Source organism: Mycolicibacterium vinylchloridicum (assembly GCF_013404075.1).
Taxonomy (GTDB): domain Bacteria; phylum Actinomycetota; class Actinomycetes; order Mycobacteriales; family Mycobacteriaceae; genus Mycobacterium; species Mycobacterium vinylchloridicum.
This window is the reverse complement of sequence record NZ_JACBJQ010000028.1, coordinates 35,980-57,590: the sequence shown is the minus strand read 5'-3', so window position 1 is coordinate 57,590 and position 21,611 is coordinate 35,980. Positions and strand designations below refer to the sequence as shown.

The following is a 21,611-nucleotide window of genomic DNA, read 5'->3' as shown; positions in this document are numbered from 1 at the left end:
CTACCCGAGCCCTGCCAAGGAGATGCGATGAGTGCCAGTGACGAGATCTGGATCCTCGGTATCCGAATGACCAAATTCGGCAAACACGCCGACAAGGACACGATCGACCTGGCCGCCGAGGCTGCGACGGGCGCGCTTGCCGACGCCGGCATCACCATGGCCGACATCGGGGTGCTGGCCGCCGGCAACCTGATGAATGCCAGTGCCGGAATCGGCCAGCAGCTGCAGAAGCAGATCGGCCAGACCGGCATCCCGGTGTACAACGTGGCCAACGCGTGCGCCACCGGCGCCACCGCACTGCGAACGGCGATCATGGCCGTCAAGGCCGGCGAGGTTCGCTACGGCATGGCCGTCGGGGTGGAAAAGCTCTCTGGCGCAGGCCTTCTCGGTGCCGGTGGCCGCAAGAAAGACGATGCCGCGGTGTGGGAGCCGTCAGGCCGCTACGGCGCGGTGGCACCCATCGACGGGCGGATCGGCACCGAGTCCATGCCCGGCGTGTTCGCTCAGATCGGGAACGAGTACGGCCACAAATACGGCGGCACCAGTTTCGAACTCTTCGCCAAGATCAGCGAGAAGAACCATGCCCATTCGACGTTGAATCCGCTTGCCGCCTACCAGAAGCGGTTCACGCTGGAACAGATCATGAACGACGTCATGATCGCCTACCCCAACACCCGCCCGATGTGCTCAGCCAACTGCGATGGCGCGGCCGCGGCCATCGTCTGCAACGGTGAGACGTTGAAATCCCTGTCGCTCGACCAGCGTCGGCGTGCGGTGAAGGTGTCGGCCTCGGTGCTGACCACCGATCCCTACGAAGCAGGCTGTCAGGTACTGCCCAACGTCAACACCCTGACCCGCAATGCTGCCGCCACCGCCTATGAGCAGGCCGGCGTCGGCCCGAGCGATCTGGACCTCGTCGAGCTGCACGACTGCTTCGCCACGGCCGAGCTGGTCCACTACGACAACCTGATGCTGTGCGAACAGGGCGGTGCCGCGGACTTTTTCAACTCCGGCGCCACGTGGCGCGATGGCTCGACACCGGTCAACGTCTCGGGCGGGCTGCAGTCCAAGGGGCATCCCATCGCCGCGACGGGCATTGCCAACATCTGGGAGATCTGTCACCACCTGCGCGGCGAGGCCGGTGATCGCCAGATCGAGAACGCCACAGTGGGCCTGGCGCACGTCATCGGCCTCGGATCAGCCTGCGGTGTCCATATTTTGGAGAAGTCCGCGGCCTGATCTCCGCTATGCCCCCAATGCGGGCCCGATGGTGGAGTTCCAGGACTCCTGCATCTCCGACTCGAACAGGCCCCAGGTATGGGAGCCCTGTGGGCGAGCGACGTAGGTGACCGGGATTCCAGCAGCCTTGGCAGTGTCGGCGAATCGCCGGGTGCTGTCGGCGACGATGCGTTCGATGAAGCCGCCAGTGATGTTGGGGCCGAACCCATCCGGCAGTCGGTCGACGGCACCGACGTCGCCGGTGTCGGAGGCGGCAGCATAGACCGCGACACCTTTCAAGCGACCGACGTTTTGCGTCGGGTCATGCTGCACCCAACCCGGCCCGGCCAACGGCCCCCACATGTTCTCGCCACTGAGGCCGCCGGTGGACAACGTCAGCGAAATCTGCTGTGCCGATTGCGGATCCGACGGTGTGAGGAATCCACTGTACGAACCGACGGCTCGATACGTACCGGGTGCTTGAACGGCGTAATCGATTGCGGTGCCGCCGGTGCTCGACAATCCCCCGACCGCGTTCCTGCCGTTGGCCTTGTATTGCGCATTGATGAGCGGTGGAAGCTCTTTGGTCATATAAGTCTGGTACTGCCTGGTCGGATCGTTCACCCAGTCGGTCCACCAACTGAACTGCCCGCCGAGCGGAGACACGACGTTGACGTTCTTGTTGGCGAAGAAGCCCTGGATGTCGGTCATGCCGAACCAACTCTTGGTGCCGGGAGCGAAGCTGACACCGGGGTCGAGGTTGTCACCACCGTCGATACCGGGCAGCAGGTAGAAGGTGGGCGCCCCGGATTTCGGGGCCTTGAACACGTCGTTGACGATCACCGCGTTCATCGACGGCGAGTACACCGATACTTTGTCCCAGCGGTCGGTGACGTGCTGAATATCGGTGATGCGCGCTCCCCCGGCGGGATCCGCACTGGCGGGCGGAACGGCCAGGAAAGCGGCCAACGACATGAGCACCACGATGAGCGCGCGTACACCGCTCAGGATCAATCGAGTCACCACGTCAGGCCCTCGCTACTTGTGATCGGAAACGTTCACATGGGATATACAGGGTCCTCACCGCGCTTACACAAGCGGCGCACCGAGATTCACAGTGTTTTAACAGAATCACATTTTGCGCAGTTCAGCCACGCGCAAACCAGCTGGCTGAATTTGCTGGATCGTCCGCGACGGCGGTCATTACACCCGAGTATGGGTTCGTGTGCGGTTTAACACCGACGGCGACTGTCTCAGCGAACCTGTCCAGCGGGAAGGCCGGGGCGCCGGCAAAAGACCCCCGCGCCGACGCCTCCGGCCGGAACCGTGTGAGTATCGCCGTATGGGCGCGGGTACGGACTCATCAGATGGAAACCAAGAGGGGTTGATTCGACATGGGCAATGAACGCCCCAAGGTACTCATCATCGGCGGTGGGTTCGGTGGCCTGTTCTGTGCTCGGCGCCTCGGGCGCGTCGACGTCGACGTGACGCTTCTGGATCGCGCTGCGTGCCACGTGTTCCAGCCGCTCCTCTATCAATGTGCGACGGGAACGTTGAGTATCGGGCAGATCAGCCGGTCACTGCGTGAAGAACTCGCACACCACCGCAACGTGACCACTCTGCTCGGCGAAGCCATCGATCTCGACGCCGAGTCGCGTCGCGTCACGGCCCGCCGCCCCGATGAGACGACCTTCCACCTGGACTACGACTACCTGGTGATCGCGGCCGGCATGCGCCAGTCCTACTTCGGCAACGAACAGTTCGCCGCCTGGGCGCCCGGCATGAAAACACTCGATGATGCGCTCAGTATCCGCCGTCGGGTGTTCGCCGCCTTCGAGATCGCCGAGACCCTCCCGCCTGGCCCTGACCGGGACCCATGGCTGACCTTCGCCGTCGCCGGCGCGGGACCGACCGGCGTCGAATTGGCCGGGCAGATCAGGGAACTCGCGACCCGTGCGCTGGCCAACGAATTCCACAGCATCGAACCGCAGGAAGCCCGGGTGTTGCTGTTCGACGGCGGCGACCGAATTCTCAAGGGCTTCGCACCAGGCCTGTGCACACAAGCGTCACGGGTGCTTGAGAAGCTGGGCGTCGAGCTCAACCTGGGCGTCCACGTGACCGACGTTCGGCGCGATGGGGTGACTGTGACTCCGAAAGACGGTGGACCCGCGAAGGACTACGCCACCCGGACGGTGCTGTGGACGGCCGGTGTCGAAGCCGTACCGTTCGCCCGGCATGCCGCCGAGATGCTGGGCGCCAAGACCGACCGGGCGGGTCGCATTTCGGTGGACGCTGATCTGTCGGTGCCCGGGCGTTCCGAGGTGTTCGTCATCGGCGACCTCGCCGGGCGCGACGGACTACCGGGTGTTGCGGAGAACGCCATGCAGGGCGGCTTGCACGCCGCTGCCAGCATCAAGCGCGATCTCGGCGGGACCACCCGCAAGGACTTCCGCTACCGCGATCTCGGGTCGGCGGCCTACATCAGTCGTGGACATGCCCTGCTGCAGGCCGGGCCGGTGAAGCTCACGGGCATCGCCGGTTGGTTGGGCTGGGCCTTCATCCACATCGCCTTCCTCACCGGCGTACGCAACCGATTCAGCACAGTCGGAACGTGGATCGCGAGCATCGCTCGGGGCGACCGCAGTGACCGGACGTTCATCCTGGGTGGCTCCGGACATCGTCACGAACCCTACACGTGGGAATCGCCGGTGCACCACGCACATCACCCCAAACTCGATCCGCCTCAATAAGGTTTGACAGCCGCGTCCGCGATGTCGGCGAGCGTGGATGCCGGCCCGAAGAGGTGACCCTGTGCCAGTCCGCATCCGGCCATATAGATCGTCTCCGCCTGGTCGGCGGTTTCGATTCCCTCAGCAATCACGTTGAGGCCCAATGCCTCACAGAGACCGGTGACCGAGCGGTACAGCAACAGGTTTCGTTCCGGCTCGACGCCCATAGCGAGCCCGCGATCGAGCTTCACGATCTGAACGGGCAGCTCGTGCAGGTACGTCAGCGAGTTGTACCCCGCGCCGAAATCGTCGAGGGCAACCCGCACGCCGAGTGCGTTGAACCGCCTGATGGCGGCGGCTCCCTCGGCGAGATCGACGATCGGCACTGTCTCGGTGATCTCCAGGACGAGCCGGTGTGGAGGTAGCAGATGCCGCGCGAGCGTGCGGCTCACGACATGCTCGAACTCCACGCTGCCGAGCCGCGCCGCGCCGATGTTGATGTGGACGTCGAGATCCAGGCCGGCCGCTTTGATCTGCGCGCAGGCTTGATCGAGGACCAGGGCGTCGAGTTGGGCCCCCATCCCGTTGGCTTCGGCCTGCGATACGAAGGTCTGCGGAGGGATCTGTATTCCGCTGGGTGCCGTCCACCGGGCAAGTGCCTCAACGGCGATCGGATTGCCATGTGGCAGAGCGACTATCGGCTGATACTTGAGCTGGAACCCTGGTGGAGCATCGCCATTCGCTTGCCGAAGGGCAGTCGGAAAATCCTCCGACACACTGAACGGCGGCCGATACACCACTGCGGTGTCCTTGCCCAGCCGCTTTCCGGTGTACATCGAGTTGTCGGCTTGCCGCAGTAGATCGTCGGATGTTGCTGGCACACCATCAGATCCGGGACTGACCAGGCCCATGCTGGCTCGCACCCGTACCGAAGTACCGTGCACCGAGAACGGGCTCCGCAGCGCCACCCGCAGCTGGTCCGCCACGATCTCGGGCGGCCCGACCGCCCCGGCGATAAGGATCGCGAACTCGTCTCCGCCGATGCGCGCCAGCGTGTCCCCCGGACCGAGACAATTCTGCAGGCGTGCGCTGATCGCGCACAGCAGCTCGTCGCCGGCGGCGTGCCCGAATCTGTCGTTGACCACTTTGAAGTCGTCGATGTCGACGAAGATCAAGACGAATGGCCCGTCGCGTATTGCCTCGTCGAGCCGTTGCGCCAACAACAATCGATTGGGCAGGCCGGTCAAGGCGTCGTGGTGCGCCTGATGGGCCAGCCGGCGCTTGGCGTCGAGGAGCTGTTTGGTCAACATCCGCTGCACCCGCATCGCGACCACATAGCGCGTTGCGACAAGCAACGCCATCGCAAGGTAGGTGCTGATGAAGACCGGGTCGACCCTGGCTCCGATGAGTACATGGAACGTCAGCAGAGCGGTGCTGCCCATGAAACCCACATAGGGCAGGGTCAGCTGTGCCCAGTTGGTCGGCTCTTCCGTCTCATCGCGGGGCGGCCGCGGTCGCGGCGGATATTCGAGCAGGCTCAACGTGATCAGCAGCGGAGCGATGACGAATCCGACGCCGATCCACAATTCCGTTCCCGTTACTGCGACGCTGCGGAAATAGGCGAGCAACCGGTCGGCGGATGTCAGCGTGATCACCGAGCCCGCGAGCAGCATGTAGTTCGTCCGGCCCGGCCGGTATGGCGGATACCACATCGCAAGCAGGACTGCGCCCACGACCGTGACGAGCTCGACCGCGGCGATGCCGAACACGACGACGGAGTTGGTCGACCGGGGCAGCGCCGCGCCGTCCATGGCACCCAACCTGGCGACGTACACCAGGTGGGAGAACGCCAGCGCCGCCAGTAGACCGTCGAGGACGGTGGTGATGACCCCCGGCCATGTCCGTACCGATCTTGTGCTGTCGTCGTTGTGGCCGGCTCGGACCAGAAGCACCATCGATGAGGCGAACAACAGGCCGGCGACAAAGTAGCCGGCAACGGCCGCTGCCGGCGCGGTCGGGCTGAGGTCTGGAGCGTGGCCCAACCGGGAGAGGTACTCAGCGGCCAGGTACACGGCGATCGCCGCGAGCAGGGTGACTCTCCACCAGCGCGACAGGCCGGTCACCCGGCGCACCACCACCAACCCGACAACCAACGCGGTCACACACAGGACTGCTTCGATGACGAACTGAACGCGTTGCGCCGTCGCCACTGGCCACAGACCGAGCGCGTTGAACCCTGCCGCGGCGACAACGGCGGCAGATAATCCGCTACGCAGGCGGCGGCTCGCAAACGGCAACGCGTCCCCTCCAGCCCGCGGCGTTGACGTCCATATCCTGGCAGAAGAGTTTGCTCGCTGGACCGTTATCACCCAACTAAATGCGCCGCCCATCGGCGCGGTGCTGGACGAGTACGAAAGTGCCTGCGGTGCAACGACTATTGGTCGGCGTCTCGTAGATATCGCCCGAGAAGGAGCACGATTTCATTTTCGAGTTCATCGAGATCGACCGGTAATTGCGTCGTCACGAGCCGGTGCACGAGCGACTCGATGGTTGTCACCACGACAGGAGCGGTGAGGCGACTGGCCCGAGTGCTCGGATACGCGTCGAGTAGGACTGCGGCGGCCTCGACGGCTTGCCGCTCCATGTCGTGGATGTAGGCCAGGAACTCCGGTGCGCGCGGCGCTTCCTCGAACAGCACGCGATGAAGCCGTGGATCGTCGCGGTGATTGTCGATCGTCGCGCGGACGAACACCCGCAGGGCGTCATCCAGCGCCGGAGGCAGTCCGTTGGAGGTCCGCTCGGCGATCAATCGCGCCCCGGCGTCGGCGTGCGCCTGCATCAAGGCCCGCAGCACTGCGTCCTTGTTGGGGAAGTACTGGTACACGGAGCCGATCGACATGCCGGCGCGCTCGGCGATGCGGTTGGTGGTTCCCGCGGCGTAGCCGTATTCGGCGAAAATCTGAGCAGCCGCATCCACGATGCGTTGCCGGGTCTCGGCGGACCTGAGTTGTTTCGGCTGCTTGCGCTGTCGGAAGCGGTCGGAGGGGGCGATCGTCGTCCTCCCCTGAAAAGCGAGTAGTCAGCCGGTCCGGGCACTGGCAGGCTTAGGGTAACCTAACTCGCGCGAAGGAGTGCCGGAAATGCGCACCATCCACCATCACACGGTCCTGCCCACCAACGCCGAGCGGGTGTGGCCGGCGATGCTCTCTCCCGCGACGTTCCTCTACCTGTGCAAGGGCCTGTTCACAATGCCCGCACTCGCCGGACGGGTCGAGCCGTTCCGTGCGGGTGAAAGCGGAACCGGGTGGCTCTTCGTCCTGCACATCGTTCCCGCCTATCGGCACACGATCGAAGTCCTCGACGTCGACGCGGCCACGCACACGGTGCGGACGCACGAGCGCGGCGGACTGCTCAAAGCCTGGAATCACACCCTGCACGTCGAAGCGATCGACGACAGGACCTGTCGCTACAGCGACACCGTCGACATCGACGCGGGACGCGCGACCGCCCTGGCCGTGGCCGTGGCCAACGTCATCTTCCGGTACCGCCAACGGCGGTGGCACAGGCTCGTGCGGCAGCACCTGCTGCCCGAGGGCACCGCCTACGGCGGCGTCCGGGTTGATCCATGAGGCGCGGCCGGTGAGTTGTGGCATGGCGGTCATGCCAGCGTGGCTCACTTCTTGCCGCGATACTCGAAGGTCTTGAACGAGAACCAGCCGGCTTCGCGAGCCTGCTCGAGCGTGTCGACATGGAGCTCGAATCTGCCGCTGAAGACGCACGGGAGATTCGAGATGCGTTCTCGTACTTCGGCTTCGGTGAGGGCGCGCCCGACACGGTAAACCCGATCGTTCTTGTAGTACTTGTCCTCGGTGACTTCATTGAGGGCATGCAGCACTCGCACGGTCTCTTCCACGCTCGTTACGGTCAGAACCACCAGGTCGTACATGTGGAAGTGGTAGCCGCGGTCGTACAAGGCCGGGTCGCGGTCCAGCGCGGAGTCGGTCAAGATCCGCAGGGGCTGCCCGGTTTTCTTGTTCACGATGACACCGGCGACGAAGTCGGTTCGTTTCGCCACGCACGGGAAGAACCATCCGTCGTTCAGCTCTTGGGCGGGACCGAGCAGCACGTCCTTGCCGTCGAATTTCCCTTCGGCGATCTCACGGGCCCCAGGCTCGTCAACCATGCTGTCCGATTCTAGTTCGCCCCGAGTCGCCCGACGTTGCGTGCGAAAAACCGAGCCGAGCTGTCGCGCTCATCGTCGGGTACGGGATAGTGCCCGCCCGATCGCGCGTGCAACGACTTCTCCGTCGACGCGAAAGCGGTGAACAGCGCGACGGCGCAGTCGCGGTTGAATTCTTCATCGTCCCAGGGGATCCGGTACTCGATCGGGATGGTGACCCGCCCGGCCGCCTCAATCAGCGCGTCATCGACGAACGCCGCACCGAAGCTCGCGGCTCTGATGCGGGGTTCGGCGGCCGCCAACAGCACACCGGTCACCACACCTAGCGTCATGCCGCCGTAGCCGACCGGTCCGAGGCCGATATCGGGCAACGCCTGCAGGGCGTCGAGAGTTCGCTGCCATTCCGGTACCGCGCGCTGCGCGAGCGACCAGCTGTAATCGATGACGATCTCGGCGATCGGCTCCCCCGCTGCCCGGGCCCGATGGATCGCGTCAGCCCACCGCTGATCTTCACGATTTCGCGGCCGGTCACCGTGCCCGGGCGCATCGATGGCGGCGACGGTGAACCCATAGGTGGCCACGCCGTGGAGTGCACTCGCCACCAGCCCCGGTGCCCTTTTGTGCATGCCGCCACTATGGCCCATGAGCAGTAGCGGCGAGCCGGCTGTGCCGGACGTGGGCGACCAGAGCACGCCGGTGATCTCGCCGAGATTGAAATGACGTTCGACGACGCCGTGCGACGTTGTCTCAGAAGTGAATTGCATGGTGTTGCCTTTCGGGAGTGCCTGTTTCGGGCGCTCCCGGTGACACCTACGCCTGATGGCCGACCGCGAACACGAGTGGGAGCACCCACCTGGCTACTGCGTTCATGGGTCTCACCTCCTCGTGTGAAGTCACGGTCTCGCGCACGCTATCAACGGGAACGGGCTCAAGTCCAACGCTTTTCCGAGCTCTTGCTACAACCCCGGGTCGCTGTAGACATTGAATCCGTACGAGGTCAGCGGCCGCAGAACCGGTGAGACGGTGAAGCCATTCGGTCCCGCCTCGCGCTCATCGGCGCGCGTGGCAATCACCACGAGCCGCCCCTGATGCCCCGCGAAGCAGTACCACTCGATGCCATTGTCGGCGAGATCGAGCTGCATCGAATCTTCGTCGAGGTACTGAGCCGCCAAGAGAACCGGGTCGGAAGCCGAATCATCGGTTGCCAGGCATACTGCGCTGTAGGTCGCTCGAGGTACGTCGAATGTCGTATTGGGTGAAAGCAATACGGTCCCCGCCGCCGGTAATCGGTCACCTCCGATATGCTCCTGACGGAGACGCGGTGCACATACCACCGAAATCCATGCGTCCGGCGTGCCAGATACCGGGTCGACAGTCGGGAAGTTTGGATCCTGCCTGGGCTTCCCGACGCCGATCCGCATCGGCGACCCGGCTCGTACGTGCACCGAGGCGAGTGGCCAGATCACACTCGCGGCCACCACGCCGGCGGCCGCGCAGACCGCAATCCCGGCCCTAGTACTGACCAAGCGGCCGGCAGACATTGGTGATCGGGTTCCAATACTGTCCGGGGTCGCAATTGAGCGGTACCGGCGAGACCGGCGGCCTGCAGACGTTGGCGGCCGGGTCCCACCACTCGCCGTTCTGGCAATTCAACGGGACGGGCGCCACCGGCGGCTGGCAGACGTTGGCGACCGGATCCCACCACTCCCCGTTCTGGCAGTTGAGTGGGTCCGCTGAACCGGGTGCTGGAGCCACCAGCGACAGGGCGGCGATCGGCGCGAAGGCGGCCGTCAGGATTGTTGAGCGACGGATTAGCTTCCTCATGCAGATGAGCCTGCCCCATTCGGCGGGCCGCCAAACGCTTACCGTCGATTTCGCGCGGTGCCCGAGCCGCAGGCCAGCGTCAGGAGATGCGCTGAATTGTGATGCGCGCGTTGATGTGCCACACCGAGTTGTTCTCGTTGACCTGCAAGTAGAGGCCCTTGACATCTTCGCCGACCTGGTGTTCGACAACGAGTTTGGCTTCGTCGGTGACTGTGAGAAAGGTATCCATGAAGCTGGGGAGCGCATTGGCGTCGCTTCCCGTGCCCACCGACAGCGCCTTGGCGTTGCTGGCATTGATCACGTCAGCGGTCGGGACGGTGTCGGGCGGCAGCGCGTCGTTGAGATACCGAAGGCGCGCATAGCCCGCCGGCGGAGCCGACACTGTCGGGATGACGGTCGGATTCGCCGGATCGGCATAGTTGACGAGTGACATGGCCGTGACGCGATACCGACCAGGCTTGAGGGTCACCACGCCGGTCTGGTCATCGAGGCTGATGTTCTTGCCTTCCTCGACTTCGCGTTTGTTGAACGCCCGTGTGTTCCACCCTGCGACCATCGGCTTGCTCGTCAGTGAGTACTCGGCATAGACCGCGTAATCCACGGCCGGCGGCTCGTGGGTCTCACTTGCGCTACACGACGTGACCGCAGTGCCAACGGCAAGGGCTACAACAGAAACAATCGAGGCGACTGAACGGGATGCGATCACCTCGACATGGTGACCGAGATCCCGAGCAGTCGCACTCGATTGTGATTTCTCGACCGACGCGTTCAGTTGCCGGTGGCGACGTCGGCGGAGGCCTGCACCAGCACCGCTTCGGGTGCGGGACCGCCGAGCTTGCTCACTACGAAGTCAGCCGCCTGATCGGCCATACCGTTGATCTTGTACGCGCTGTGAGCAGAACGGTCCAGGCCGCCCGGATAGCAGACCGGGTCGCCTGGGGCGCACAGCTGGATGGTCTTACCGGCGTACAGATCGCCGATGGTGATCGGCGGCGCGCTGCGGTCCGCCAGTCCCAGGAACCAGTCGTCCGGCGTGCCGAACAGAGCAACCGCGGCGACATGGGAGGCGACGGACGCGGGCAGGGGCCCGGAGATACTGGCGGGCAGCGTTACTCCCGCGGGAACCGTGCTCGACGTCGTGTAGCCCGCGACCGCAGCTCCCTGGGAGTAACCGCCCAACACGATCTTGGTCGCCGGGCATTCGGCGGCGACCGCCTGAATCTTGTTGGCCGCGTCGGCGACACCGTCGACCGCCTGCCCGAAGTTCAACGAGGCCGGATAGTTGACCCCGTATGCCTCGACCGTCTTACCCGGCAACCGGGCGTTCAGCGCGTCGACAAACGACTGCCCGGTCGCGCCGACCCCCGGCGCCTCGAAGGTGCCGCGGGCGAAGACGACCTCGACGGCGGCACACGAGTCGTCGGCGGCGTTGGCGGTTGCCACGGGACCCGCGACGACGGCGCCTAGTGCGAGTGCCGCGAAGATCGCCGACTGCGTGACTTTTGCCGCCCGGCCCAACAATGCTGTGCTCATGCCTGCTTAAAGCCGTGATCCCCTACCTGCGATTCCGCCGATGTCAAGTGATCTATCTCACCGGCGCGAAAAGCCATTCCCGGGATGGCCGACGGCTCGTGACGCGTTGGTAACGCGGCCGTACCCCAGGGCTTTGGCCGCCGAGCCGGCGTGAAAACCGGTATTTCAGTGGCGCTTTCCGCGCCAACGCAGGAGCTAAGCGTCGTACGAACGCAACAGTGCCCGGGTGCGGGCCCGGCCCTCCGATGACGGGTCGAACGGCGCCGCCACGTACTCGTCGACCCCGGCGGTCCGAAGCTCGTCGAGCCGTCCCCGGACCGTGTCCTCATCGCCGATGATGGCGGCATCCGCGGGACCGGCATAACCCTCACGGTCCAGCATGGCGCGATACGACGGCAGCTGGCCGTACATGGCGAATTGTTCGGCCGCCTGCTTGCGTGCGGTGTCCACGTCGTCGGTGACGCTGATCGGCAGCGAGGCGGCCACGCGCACCGCGCCTTCGCGTCCGGCATCGGCGGCGGCCTGCCGCAGCGCAGGCCCGACATGGTCGGCCAGCGTCTTGGGTCCGGTCATCCAGGTGCAGGTGCCGGCCGTGCGCCGTCCGGCGATCTTGAGCAGCTGCGGACCCAGTGCGGCGATATAGACGTCGGGCCGCGGTGCCCCGGCGATCATCAGGGCACCCCGGGTGGTCACTGTCTCCCCCTCCGCGGCGGCCGGCTGACCCTCCAGCAGCGGCAGCAGCCCGTCGAGGTATTCGTTGAGTCTGCGTACCGGCTTGTCCCACGGGATGCCCCACATCCCCTCGGTGACCGCCTGATGGGTCATGCCCAGCCCGAGGATGAATCGGCCACCCGAGGCGAGGCTCACGGTCAGGGCGCGCTGCGCCATCAGCATCGGATGCACATTCTGGATGGGCACCACACCGCTGGCCACCTCGATCGTGTCAACCTCATGCAACGCGACCGCCAGAACTGTGAGAAGGTCTGGCTCGTAAGGCAATTGGCTCATCCATACCCGTTTGAAGCCCTCGTCGCGCAGCATCGTGAGGTTCGCGATCGTCGCATCGATGGGCGATCCGGTGCCGGATCCACTGAGTTGCCCGAACATACTGACCTGCATGCCCCCAGCATGCATCGTGGGCGTGTCATTCGGGGTGCGTTTCGCGGCGATGCGCCGGCTACGGGTGGACGGTCGCCGATCCCACGATCAGCGGCCGGACGATCGCCGGCATCCCGCGCCACACCTGATCGTCGGCGGTGACAGTGAAGCCGTTGGCGCGCATCAGCTCCAAGGTGGGGCGGTTGCAGACGCAGCCGCCGGCGAACCCGCGCCACGGGCGTAACAGCGTGTCCTGGCACGCGGCGAGGAAACGCGACCTTGCCCGGACGTGCTCGATGAACAGCAGCCGTCCGCCCGGGCGCAGGATGCGGGCGATCTCCCGCAGGGCCCGTTCCGGGTTGTCGACCGTGCACAGGACGAGCGTCGACACCACGGTGTCGACGGATGCGTCGGTGAACGGCAGGCTCTCGGCCGGGCTGTCGACGATCCGCGCGGCCAAACCCCGCCGGCTCACCGCGCCGGCGAGCTTGCGCCGCATGCCGGGTTCCGGCTCGGTGAGCACGAGGTCGTCCAGCCCGTCGCGATAATGCTTCACGTTCAGCCCGGTGCCCGCCCCGATCTCGACGACGCGTCCGCACGCCTCGGCCACCAGCGCCCGCCGGCGGCGGCGCATGCCCGCCACCTCCCCGATCCAGAGGACCGGGTCGTACAGCACGGCGAATACGCGCAGCCAAGCTGAATACGACGCACTCGTCGGGGTTTCGGTGCCTGTTTCGTTGGCAGCGGTTTCGGTCATGCCGGCAATCTACGAGTCGCACGACCGCCGGCGCCTCCCCAAGAGCGGCCATTCTTCGGTGATGGCCGGTTTCGGCTATACGAGACCGAGTCGTGCGGCCTGGGCGACGGCGGCCGTGCGCGATGCCGCACCGAGCTTGCGCCGGATGTTCGCGACGTGGCGGTGCACGGTGTGCGGGCTCAGCTGGAGCTGTCCGGCGATCTCACGGTCACCGAGACCGTGTGCGACGCAGGCGAGGATCTCGCGTTCGCGCGTCGACAGCGGGACTGGCCCGGGCTGATCCGCGCCCGCGGCTAGCGGCCGCTGCGGCGCCAGGCCCTGGCGGCAGGCTCGGACGACCGAATCGACGTCACCGTGCCAGGGGAAGTGCGATTGGCCGGGCAGCGGGATGAAGGTGGCGCCACCGATCGTGGCCGCGACCTCACGCCCCAGCCGGTAGGGCACGGCGCGGTCGTCGCGGCGGTGCACGACCGTCGCCGGCGCCCGGACAAGGGGCAGCTGCGAACGGACGTCGAGGCGATAGACCATCTCCAACAGCGCGGCGGCGGTCTCCGCGGTGGCCGACTCGCGCTGCAGCCGGGAGAAACGGTCGTGTTCTGCCGTGTCGGCGTTGCCGAGGAAGATGTCGCTGAGCATGCGCGCGCCCAGGCCCCAATGAGCGCGCACCGCCGCGACGATCGCGTCCCCTACCCCCGGCGCGGTGAGCGCATCGCCGTGCGGATACGACCCGTACAGGACCAGACGTTCGACGCGTTCGGGGAACGCCGCCGCGAACGCGACGGCGGTGCAACTGCCGGACGAGCCGCCGATGAGCGAAACCCGCTCGAGCCCGAGTTCGTCGAGCAGCGCGCACAGGACGGTGACCTCGCCGTCGAGGGTGAGGTCGGCCTGCTCGACAATGCGGTCCGACATCCCGACGCCGAGCCGGTCGTAGCGGATCAGGGTGTAGTCCTCGGCGACGCCTTCCCAGAATCGGCGGACATCCGGGCTCTGCCAGTCCAGTTCGAGATGACTCACCCACCAAGCGGGCGCGACCAGTGGCGGGCCGTCGCCGCGCACCTCGTACGCCAGCCGGCGGGCACCGACGGGGAGAAAACGAATCTCGGACTTGTCGAGCATCGCCATGAGCGTACGGCTCCCTGCAAGGATGTTGGCCATGTTGAGCAGGTCCGGACGAGTGTTCGCGGCGTCGGTCGGTGCACTGTCGATCGGGCTCGCAGCCACGGTGGCCATGCCGGTGGCAACGGCGCAGCCGCTGGCGTGGGGCAGCTGTGCCGAGTGGCTCGACACCAGCGACGCCCCCACCGCTCAATGCGGCACGTTCACGGTTCCGGTCGACTGGGACGGCGCGGCTGATCCGCAAGCCGCACAGGCACACCTGGCGGTGATCCGGGTGCCGGCTCGAGGACGGCGGCTCGGCATTCTGATGATGAATCCCGGTGGTCCCGGGGCCTCGGCCGTCGAGTTCGTCCGCGACTACATCGCGCGCACCCCGAATTCCGCACTGCTGCAACATTTCGACATCGTCGGCTTCGACCCGCGCGGCGTCGGCTTCTCCGAACCCGGTCTCGACTGCCTGACCGATGCCGAGCGCGACGCACTGCGACGCGATCCCCAGGTCGACTACAGCCCGGCCGGTGTGACACATATCGAAGATCAGCGCCGCCGCTTCGTTCAGGCGTGCCTGGACCATATGGGGGCCGCGTTCCTGGCCGGCATGAGCACGGCGACCACCGCGCGCGACATGGATGCGCTGCGCGCAGCTCTCGGTGAGGAGCAGATCACCTATGTGGGGATGTCCTACGGCACCATGCTCGGCATCGTCTACGGCGAGATGTTTCCCAACCGGGTGCGGGCCGCTCTGCTCGACGGAGTGGAGGACCCCCAGGTCGACCCGATCGCCGACGATCTCGCCCAGGACACGGCATTCCAGCAAGCCTTCGACGAATTCGCCCGGAGCTGCGCGCAGCTGCCCGATTGCCCGCTCGGTGCCGACCCGGCGCGATCGGTGGCGCGGTTCCACGACCTGATCGACCCGTTGGTGAATCACCGTGGACATACCAAAGATCCACGGGGACTGGGTTATTCGGATGCCATCGCCGCGACGGAGTATGCCCTATACGGCCAGGACGACTGGCCGGCGCTGAACGCAGGACTGCGGGCGCTGCGCGACGGAAAGCCCGCCGACGATCTGCTCGAACTCGCCGACGTGTTCCTGGGACGCGACACCGCCGGGCACTACGGCCCGGAGTGGAATGTGCTGGCGGCGACCCAATGCGTCGACGCCGCCTACCCCGGCGATCCCGCGGTGTGGGTCGACTTCGACCGGCGGGTGCGCGAAGCGGCGCCCTTCGAGAGTTACGGCTCGTTCACCGGTTTCGCTCCTCGCGACCAGTGTGTCTTCTGGCCGGTCAGGCCGGCAGCGGCCCCGCAACCGGCATCCTGGCCGGGACCGGGCAAGGTGATGGTCATCTCGACGACCGGCGATCCGGCCACGCCCTATCAGGTCGGCGTCGAGGTCGCGGCTGAACTCGGCGCTCCCCTGCTGACGTTCGAGGGCACCCAACACACGGCATTCATTCCCGGCACGCCGTGTGTGCGCGCGGCGGGTGATGCGTTTCTGATCGATCTTCGGGCGCCCGATCCCGGGCAACGGTGTTGACGAGCGCTGGGCGACAACTCCTCACCGGGGCGGGTCGCCCTTCCACAGAAAACTGTTGACGTACTTGCCCAGATCCTGGGCGAGTTCGAGGTTCGCGCCAGAGGGGACGCCGGGTCCGTCACCGGGCGCGAACTTCCGGTACGGCCCGATCGCGGCGCCGACCAGTGCCAGGTCGTTCTTCACGGCGGCCATCACGACGAGGCGGGTGCGGGTGACCGTCGCACCCCCCTGCGGGTAGACGTCGAGGACTTCACCGAAACCGAGTTGGTATCCGACAGTGGTGTTGGGGAGCACGTAGGCCACCGTCGCGTCCGGCTGCTTCTCCTTCAGAAGGTCGTCGATGACCTCCTCGGCCGATCGGCCCCCGGCGGGGACCGCGAAGAGTTCCATCACCCCGCCGTCTCCGCCGGTGTACGTCGCCGAGACGCCGTCGTCTTCCAGGCTGACGTCGTACGCCGAACCCGGCGCCGGGTACGACACCGAAAATCCGCCGTCGGCCGCCACGTAACGCGGGCTCGCCTGAACCGGCACACCCGTCGGTGGTCGCCCGCAATCCGGCGGGCAGCTGTAGCGCACTGTCGGCCCGCCCGCCACGTTCCACAACGCCGTCGACGCTCCGATCAATACTGCGAGGGTGGCGATGAGCGGGATGAGCATGCGCGGGAATGAGGTAAACCGTTGTGGCCCAGCCGTATAGGAGCCTGACGGCACCGAGTAACCGGGAAACAACTCGACAGGCTGCGCGGTGGTGGGGGCGGCGCTCATTGCTCCGCCATCTCGATGTGGGGCTGTGGCCGGTTCTGCCTGCGGGCGGCCCGCGACGTCTGCGACGCCGCATGGCCGGCAACCCCGCAGGCCGGACAGAACTTGGTGTCGGGTACCACGTGCTGGCACCAGACGCAGAGAATCGGGAGCTCCGGATAGGTGACCGCGTGCTCCTCCCGAAGGACCGTCAGCTGAAGGCTCACCCGCAGGGCGATGATCGCCGCGAGCGCGAGTACGACGTGTACCGAGAATTGCAGATACGGCGGCAGCCGGTAGGCCTCGGCGAGGCCGACGGACGCATATGCGGCGGCGCCGACAACCAGACCGAGGCCGCCGACCGCGAGCACGCCGCGGCGGTCAGGCCCGTCGCGGCGCGCATACCAGAGGCCCGCACCGACAAGGCCGCCCAGAGCCAAGCCCGTCAACGGTTCGGCGATCCCGCGCACCCCGCCCTGGAGCAACATGTCCGCAATGGGCAGATCGCCGGTCACTGTGCTGTCGCCGAATTGCGGAATCATCCTGGTGACGTTGGTGGCGAGAGTGAACGTCGTGGCACCGACCACGCCGATTGTGAAGCCGTGCAACGATTCTCGAACTGGTGTCCTGATGAGACGGACCAGGATGGCCGGCAGCTGCATCGCCAGCAGAGCTCCGAATGGGATCACCACCGCGTCGCGCAGCAGACGTGTCGTCGGGATCTGTGAGCCAAGACCCAGGCTGTACGTCTCGGCCACGATCGCATCGGTCAACGTCGCCCAGCCCACCCCGACGGCCAGTCCGAGGGCTGCCGTAAGCACCCAGACCCATGCAGGAAGATCGGCCAGCAGCCGGGATTCGACGAGGTAGATCGCGACGAGGGTCGGTGCGGCGAAGATGGCCAACGCCAGCATCGGCACATACCACTGCAGCAGACAGAAGGTGATCAGCACCGCCGCCACCAGGGCGAGTGCGAAGCGGAATGCGACCCGCGACCTGCTCGGCAGCTGCGGGAACATCGAGCTGACGATCGAGGGTTGGAGAACGTTTTCCCCCGGGGCGGCGGCGAAATCGCGCACGCGCAGCAGACCGGGGCGCCGGCCAGGAGGCTGCGACAAATGTGCGCCGCAGCGCGCGCAGAACCGGCCCGCAGGAACGTCGTGACGGCATGCCGGGCACGGCATCGTCGCGATGTCGATGTCGGCGTCGGGTTGATCGCTCATCGCGGACCCCGCTGCACGTCAAGGATGTTGCGTACCAGGTTGTCGACGTTGGGACTACCCAAGCCGGTCACCATGTCGTAGCCGGGTTGGGAGATCGCGACGGCGTTGGTGCCCAACGTGATGTCGTGGAACCCCGGCCGGGACGCACCGGCCTTGAGGCGGTACAACATCGGATTGAGTTCTCCCAGTGGCCGCCCGCCGTTGGCGACCAGGAACTGGTTCATCACCGCTGCGATACCGGCCCAGATCGGGGCCGCCATCGATGTGCCGCCACCGACCACCAACTGCTGGTGCTGCACGATGACGGCGCCCGTCGAATTGTCGGCCACCGCCGACACATCGGGAGTCAGTCTGCGCACGGTGTTGGTCGTGGTCGTCACCCCGGCCTGCCACGGTGGCCGGTCGAAGAGGCTGGACACCCCGCCGCCGCTCCCCTGGGTCAACGGGCCGTCGCTCCACGCCTGCTCGCCCAGCCACCGGTACTTCTCGTCGGTCGACAAGGTCGTACCGCCGACGCTGGTCACCTCGGGCAACGACGCGACGGCATCGAGCCCGACGTCGGCCGGGCCGGGTGGCGCCGCCCAGTCATGCCCTCGTTTGCATTCCAGGCCCGCCAAGTCGCCGCTGGCGTCGAACACCGTGGTGCCGTGGGCGAGGGCGATGGATATCGCGCCGCGGATCGGGGCGAGGTCGGCGGCGGTGATCATCCGGTCGCACCCCCAGCCGATGGACAAACTCCAGATGGCGCCGGGGAACTGGCGATCCACCGATTGCATCAGTTCGGCGATCTTGACGTAGGTGCTTCCGCCTGCGACCGTCGTGCGCGCATTGACCAGTACCTTGCGGGCATCGGGTGCGATCGCGTGCGCGACCTGGAGATCCATCGTTGACTCGCCGCTGCGCTGTTCCGGCATCCCGCCGACCACCTCAGGGGTCAACTTGGGCAGGCCGTATGTCGCGGTGAACATATCCAGGTCGGCCTGATCGAATCCGTCGAAACCGAATACCGCAATCGTGGTGCGCTTGCCGGTGTAGCCGGCTTCGGTCAGCGGACGGACGTTGTACGTGGTCCGCAGCGAGTCCGGGGGCAGGCTGTGGTCAGGCACATCCAACGGCCGGAACGACGGGCTGTTCGAGTGGTACGGCGTGTAGCTGAGGATCCGGCCCAGGCCGGCCACCGTGTCGGTCAGCGAGGCGGGAACGGCGGGCTGCTGCGGCGAGGCGTAGAACACCTGCCCCGCCCGGCCGCGATAGTCGCGGACCGCCACCCGCAGGGCCGCGGCGACCTGGCCGGCCGGCCCGTGGAGGACGGCCCACTTGTCGCCGGAGCGCCACCGAACCGACAGACCGTTGGCGGCTGCCCATGATTCGAGCCGCGCGGGACGGTCCGGGGTGGTGAGCTCGGCGGTCAGCTCGACGGATTGTGCCTGCGATTCACCAAGATTCGTCGACATCGCGAGCAGAGTGGCGAAGGGACCCGAAATGGGTGGCGGCAGCTGCCAATCCGAGTGGGATCGCAGGTCGATCGCGATCAGGCTCAGTGCTGCGATAGTGACCACCGCGAGCGAAACACGCAGTGGCCGTGCGGTTCGTCCCATCAGCGCGTGTGCTCCCCTCGACACATCGCACAAAGCTAGTGCATACCCACCCGAAACATCAGCGCTATCCGGTCAGGCAGCCAAACTCGTACAGGTCGGTGGGAATCGTGGCGTCGGCCGGTGCGGGCGTTGTCGACGCGTTCGTGCCGCACACCTTCTGTTTGTCCTGGTTCACCCACTGCAGGCCCTGCTGCTGGAAGACCAGAGTGGTGGGTGCACCCATGTCGGGATTGGCGGTACTGGACCACAGGCCGCTTGTCACCGCCCAGCCGGCAGCACATTTGACATCGTCGATCCGGTAGATGTTGTCCTGGGCCACGGCCTGAACCGCTTTGGTGGCCGCGTCGGCAAGTCCGGTCTTGGTGCAGTCGGCCGCCGAAACGGAGGTCGAGGTCGAGTCCGATGATGAGCATGCCGGCAGGCTCGCAGCGGCGAGACCACCGAGTGCCATGACGATGCCGAGCCGGCGCACAGTACGGTTCACGCTGAGCGACTATAGCGACCGCCGCACAAGATAATCGGAGCATCGCTCCAATTATCTTGTGCGGCAGATCAGTTTGCCTACGACTGCATCTGGCCGAGCGTGACCTGCACCGTATGGGACGCGCCTGACGGATCGTCGTACGTCACGGTGACGTTGTCACCGGGTGCCTTGGAATGAATGGCGGCGACGAGTGACTCCGGGCCGTCGATCACATGGCTGTCCACCTTGGTTATGACCGCACCCTGCGGCAAGCCGGCCGATGCCGCCGGGCTGCCGTCCGCGACGCCCGCGATCATCGCGCCGCGCGCGCTGTCGTCCGAGCTGAGCTGGACACCGAGTGAGGCGTGCTGGACGGTTCCGGTGGAGATCAGTTCGTCGGCAAGGCGTTTGGCCTGATCGACGGGGATGGCGAAGCCGAGGCCGATCGACCCGCTCTGTGCTGCCTGCGAATCCTGGCCGCCGCCAAGGGATGCGATCGCCGAGTTCACGCCGATCAGATCACCGTTCATGTCCACCAGCGCCCCGCCCGAGTTGCCCGGATTGATGGCGGCGTCGGTCTGGATCGCGTTCATGACCGAATGCTGGCCGGTCTGCCCGTCACCGGTGGCCACCGGACGGTCGAGCGCGCTGATGATGCCGGTGGTCACGGTGCCCTGCAGGCCCAGCGGCGAGCCGACCGCGACGACGTTTTGCCCCACCTTGAGGTCCTTGGACGAACCGATGGTGATCGGCGTCAGCCCCGAGACGTTCTGCGCACGCACCACCGCGATGTCGTCGGCGGGATCGGTGCCGACGACGGTGAACGGCACTGTGCGGCCGTCGGAGAAGGTCACGGTGGCCTCGACACCGCCGCTGGAGCGGCCGAACGGTCGCACCCCCGGACCGTCCGCCGTCGGGTCCTGGCCGTCCGCGGCCTGCGCGGCCGCCGCCACGACATGGTTGTTGGTCAAGATCAGCCCGTCGGAGCTCAGAACGATTCCGGATCCTTCCTCACGTCCCTGGCCCATGCTGATCTGGAGTTTGACCACGCTGGGCAACACCTTGGCCGAGACCTGCTCGACCGATCCGACGGGAGCCTGGGCAGCGGGCTGGCCGGAGACCGGCCCGGCCTTCGGCGCAGACATTCCGGCGGCGGGCTTGGGTGCGGCGACCGTGGCGGCCGGCTGCCCGAGGTGGTCGACCACGACGACGGCGCCGGCGCCGGCAACCATGGCGACCGCGGCCGTACCGGCCACCAACACTCCGGCCCGAGCTTTCGATCGCGGTTTTGGATTTTGCTGTGACGGTGGTCTCACAAATTGACTGCGCATATCGCCGTGCGGTCCGTAGCTCGGCGGGTACATCTGTGTCGTATAAGAAGTATCGTAATGCGATTGATACCGGGCCTGGTCCCACTGATTCGAGTTAGATTGATCAACAGCATCTTTCGGTCGCCATTGGTGGTGGCGGTCGTGCGGCGCATTCCCTGACTGGTAGTTCATCGCGTTGGACTTCTCTTTCTCATGACAAATTAATGTTTGCGCCAGCTAGCGCCTGAATGCAGGCTGCCTGCGGTGTCTGAAGC

At 66.2% G+C, this 21,611-nt stretch carries 21 protein-coding genes; 4 read left to right on the top strand and 17 right to left on the bottom strand.

The genetic code is table 11. From position 1 onward, the window contains the following. Window positions 1–27 precede the first annotated feature (27 nt). Window positions 28–1,239, top strand: coding sequence for a thiolase family protein (locus HPC46_RS21895; protein WP_179473787.1), 1,212 nt, complete (start codon window positions 28–30; stop codon window positions 1,237–1,239). Between the two features lie 6 nt (window positions 1,240–1,245). Here the strand turns inward: HPC46_RS21895 and HPC46_RS21890 are convergent, their stop codons facing one another. Beyond that, complete coding sequence (locus HPC46_RS21890) at window positions 1,246–2,244, bottom strand: alpha/beta hydrolase (protein WP_179473785.1); 999 nt, start codon at window positions 2,242–2,244, stop codon at window positions 1,246–1,248. 368 nt (window positions 2,245–2,612) lie between these two features. Here HPC46_RS21890 and HPC46_RS21885 point away from each other — a divergent pair, with 368 nt between their 5' ends. Then, the gene (locus HPC46_RS21885; protein WP_179473783.1) at window positions 2,613–3,968 is read left to right on the top strand and encodes an NAD(P)/FAD-dependent oxidoreductase; all 1,356 of its coding nucleotides are present in this window, start codon (window positions 2,613–2,615) and stop codon (window positions 3,966–3,968) included. Here the strand turns inward: HPC46_RS21885 and HPC46_RS21880 are convergent. After that, a complete protein-coding gene (locus HPC46_RS21880) occupies window positions 3,962–6,244 on the bottom strand; it encodes a putative bifunctional diguanylate cyclase/phosphodiesterase (protein WP_179473781.1) in 2,283 nt (760 codons plus the stop codon). The genes HPC46_RS21885 and HPC46_RS21880 overlap by 7 nt on opposite strands. Window positions 6,245–6,381: 137 nt before the next feature. After that, entirely contained in the window at window positions 6,382–6,999 is a 618-nt protein-coding gene (locus HPC46_RS35080) for a TetR/AcrR family transcriptional regulator (protein WP_179473847.1), read from the bottom strand. An 88-nt stretch (window positions 7,000–7,087) separates the two neighbouring features. Here HPC46_RS35080 and HPC46_RS21870 point away from each other — a divergent pair, with 88 nt between their 5' ends. Beyond that, a complete protein-coding gene (locus tag HPC46_RS21870) occupies window positions 7,088–7,576 on the top strand; it encodes an Rv1443c family protein (protein WP_179473780.1) in 489 nt (162 codons plus the stop codon). Window positions 7,577–7,620: 44 nt separating this feature from the next. Here the strand turns inward: HPC46_RS21870 and HPC46_RS21865 are convergent, their stop codons facing one another. The 9 genes from HPC46_RS21865 to HPC46_RS21825 all read right to left on the bottom strand — a co-directional run bounded on the left by HPC46_RS21865 (window position 7,621) and on the right by HPC46_RS21825 (window position 14,458). After that, entirely contained in the window at window positions 7,621–8,130 is a 510-nt protein-coding gene (locus tag HPC46_RS21865) for a hypothetical protein (RefSeq protein WP_179473779.1), read from the bottom strand. An 11-nt stretch (window positions 8,131–8,141) separates the two neighbouring features. Then, window positions 8,142–8,891, bottom strand: coding sequence for a dienelactone hydrolase family protein (locus tag HPC46_RS21860; protein ID WP_179473778.1), 750 nt, complete (start codon window positions 8,889–8,891; stop codon window positions 8,142–8,144). A 192-nt stretch (window positions 8,892–9,083) separates the two neighbouring features. Further along, complete coding sequence (locus HPC46_RS21855) at window positions 9,084–9,548, bottom strand: hypothetical protein (protein ID WP_179473777.1); 465 nt, start codon at window positions 9,546–9,548, stop codon at window positions 9,084–9,086. Window positions 9,549–9,639: 91 nt separating this feature from the next. Then, a complete protein-coding gene (locus HPC46_RS21850) occupies window positions 9,640–9,951 on the bottom strand; it encodes a hypothetical protein (protein WP_005148199.1) in 312 nt (103 codons plus the stop codon). 79 nt (window positions 9,952–10,030) lie between these two features. Then, window positions 10,031–10,552: a hypothetical protein gene (locus tag HPC46_RS21845; RefSeq protein WP_179473776.1), complete on the bottom strand. Its 522-nt coding sequence runs from the start codon at window positions 10,550–10,552 to the stop codon at window positions 10,031–10,033. A 167-nt stretch (window positions 10,553–10,719) separates the two neighbouring features. Then, window positions 10,720–11,484, bottom strand: coding sequence for a cutinase family protein (locus tag HPC46_RS21840; RefSeq protein ID WP_179473775.1), 765 nt, complete (start codon window positions 11,482–11,484; stop codon window positions 10,720–10,722). A gap of 195 nt (window positions 11,485–11,679) precedes the next feature. Beyond that, window positions 11,680–12,603, bottom strand: a complete 924-nt coding sequence (locus HPC46_RS21835) for a TIGR03564 family F420-dependent LLM class oxidoreductase (protein ID WP_179473774.1) — start codon at window positions 12,601–12,603, stop codon at window positions 11,680–11,682. Between the two features lie 58 nt (window positions 12,604–12,661). Next, window positions 12,662–13,339 carry a class I SAM-dependent methyltransferase gene (locus HPC46_RS21830; RefSeq protein WP_179473772.1) on the bottom strand — a complete coding sequence of 226 codons (678 nt, stop codon included), beginning with the start codon at window positions 13,337–13,339 and terminating at the stop codon, window positions 12,662–12,664. Window positions 13,340–13,414: 75 nt separating this feature from the next. Beyond that, window positions 13,415–14,458, bottom strand: a complete 1,044-nt coding sequence (locus HPC46_RS21825) for an alpha/beta fold hydrolase (RefSeq protein ID WP_179473770.1) — start codon at window positions 14,456–14,458, stop codon at window positions 13,415–13,417. Between the two features lie 28 nt (window positions 14,459–14,486). Here HPC46_RS21825 and HPC46_RS21820 point away from each other — a divergent pair, with 28 nt between their 5' ends. Further along, a complete protein-coding gene (locus HPC46_RS21820; protein WP_407665544.1) occupies window positions 14,487–16,001 on the top strand; it encodes an alpha/beta hydrolase in 1,515 nt (504 codons plus the stop codon). Between the two features lie 21 nt (window positions 16,002–16,022). Here the strand turns inward: HPC46_RS21820 and HPC46_RS21815 are convergent, their stop codons facing one another. From HPC46_RS21815 to HPC46_RS21795, 5 genes are all read right to left on the bottom strand, one after another. Next, window positions 16,023–16,766 carry a hypothetical protein gene (locus HPC46_RS21815; protein WP_179473768.1) on the bottom strand — a complete coding sequence of 248 codons (744 nt, stop codon included), beginning with the start codon at window positions 16,764–16,766 and terminating at the stop codon, window positions 16,023–16,025. Further along, window positions 16,763–17,965, bottom strand: a complete 1,203-nt coding sequence (locus tag HPC46_RS21810; RefSeq protein WP_179473766.1) for a zinc ribbon domain-containing protein — start codon at window positions 17,963–17,965, stop codon at window positions 16,763–16,765. The genes HPC46_RS21815 and HPC46_RS21810 overlap by 4 nt, the downstream gene beginning before the upstream one ends. Then, window positions 17,962–19,563 (bottom strand): S53 family peptidase, encoded by a 1,602-nt coding sequence (locus tag HPC46_RS21805; protein ID WP_179473764.1) that lies wholly within the window; start codon window positions 19,561–19,563, stop codon window positions 17,962–17,964. Before HPC46_RS21805 ends, HPC46_RS21810 begins: the two co-directional genes overlap by 4 nt. A gap of 64 nt (window positions 19,564–19,627) precedes the next feature. After that, window positions 19,628–20,047 (bottom strand): hypothetical protein, encoded by a 420-nt coding sequence (locus HPC46_RS21800; protein ID WP_179473762.1) that lies wholly within the window; start codon window positions 20,045–20,047, stop codon window positions 19,628–19,630. A 77-nt stretch (window positions 20,048–20,124) separates the two neighbouring features. Continuing rightward, window positions 20,125–21,357, bottom strand: a complete 1,233-nt coding sequence (locus HPC46_RS21795) for a S1C family serine protease (RefSeq protein ID WP_233716563.1) — start codon at window positions 21,355–21,357, stop codon at window positions 20,125–20,127. Between the last annotated feature and the right edge of the window lie 254 nt (window positions 21,358–21,611).

Excerpts from the sequence above, each read along its gene's own strand:
- HPC46_RS21895 (WP_179473787.1), top strand. The coding sequence starts at position 28 with ATGAGTGCCAGTGACGAGATCTGGATCCTCGGTATCCGAATGACCAAA.
- HPC46_RS21885 (WP_179473783.1), top strand. The coding sequence starts at position 2,613 with ATGGGCAATGAACGCCCCAAGGTACTCATCATCGGCGGTGGGTTCGGT.
- HPC46_RS21870 (WP_179473780.1), top strand. The coding sequence starts at position 7,088 with ATGCGCACCATCCACCATCACACGGTCCTGCCCACCAACGCCGAGCGG.
- HPC46_RS21865 (WP_179473779.1), bottom strand. The coding sequence starts at position 8,130 with ATGGTTGACGAGCCTGGGGCCCGTGAGATCGCCGAAGGGAAATTCGAC.
- HPC46_RS21860 (WP_179473778.1), bottom strand. The coding sequence starts at position 8,891 with ATGCAATTCACTTCTGAGACAACGTCGCACGGCGTCGTCGAACGTCAT.
- HPC46_RS21855 (WP_179473777.1), bottom strand. The coding sequence starts at position 9,548 with ATGCGGATCGGCGTCGGGAAGCCCAGGCAGGATCCAAACTTCCCGACT.
- HPC46_RS21850 (WP_005148199.1), bottom strand. The coding sequence starts at position 9,951 with ATGAGGAAGCTAATCCGTCGCTCAACAATCCTGACGGCCGCCTTCGCG.
- HPC46_RS21840 (WP_179473775.1), bottom strand. The coding sequence starts at position 11,484 with ATGAGCACAGCATTGTTGGGCCGGGCGGCAAAAGTCACGCAGTCGGCG.
- HPC46_RS21835 (WP_179473774.1), bottom strand. The coding sequence starts at position 12,603 with ATGCAGGTCAGTATGTTCGGGCAACTCAGTGGATCCGGCACCGGATCG.
- HPC46_RS21830 (WP_179473772.1), bottom strand. The coding sequence starts at position 13,339 with ATGACCGAAACCGCTGCCAACGAAACAGGCACCGAAACCCCGACGAGT.
- HPC46_RS21825 (WP_179473770.1), bottom strand. The coding sequence starts at position 14,458 with ATGCTCGACAAGTCCGAGATTCGTTTTCTCCCCGTCGGTGCCCGCCGG.
- HPC46_RS21820 (WP_407665544.1), top strand. The coding sequence starts at position 14,487 with ATGTTGGCCATGTTGAGCAGGTCCGGACGAGTGTTCGCGGCGTCGGTC.
- HPC46_RS21815 (WP_179473768.1), bottom strand. The coding sequence starts at position 16,766 with ATGAGCGCCGCCCCCACCACCGCGCAGCCTGTCGAGTTGTTTCCCGGT.
- HPC46_RS21810 (WP_179473766.1), bottom strand. The coding sequence starts at position 17,965 with ATGAGCGATCAACCCGACGCCGACATCGACATCGCGACGATGCCGTGC.
- HPC46_RS21805 (WP_179473764.1), bottom strand. The coding sequence starts at position 19,563 with ATGGGACGAACCGCACGGCCACTGCGTGTTTCGCTCGCGGTGGTCACT.
- HPC46_RS21795 (WP_233716563.1), bottom strand. The coding sequence starts at position 21,357 with ATGCGCAGTCAATTTGTGAGACCACCGTCACAGCAAAATCCAAAACCG.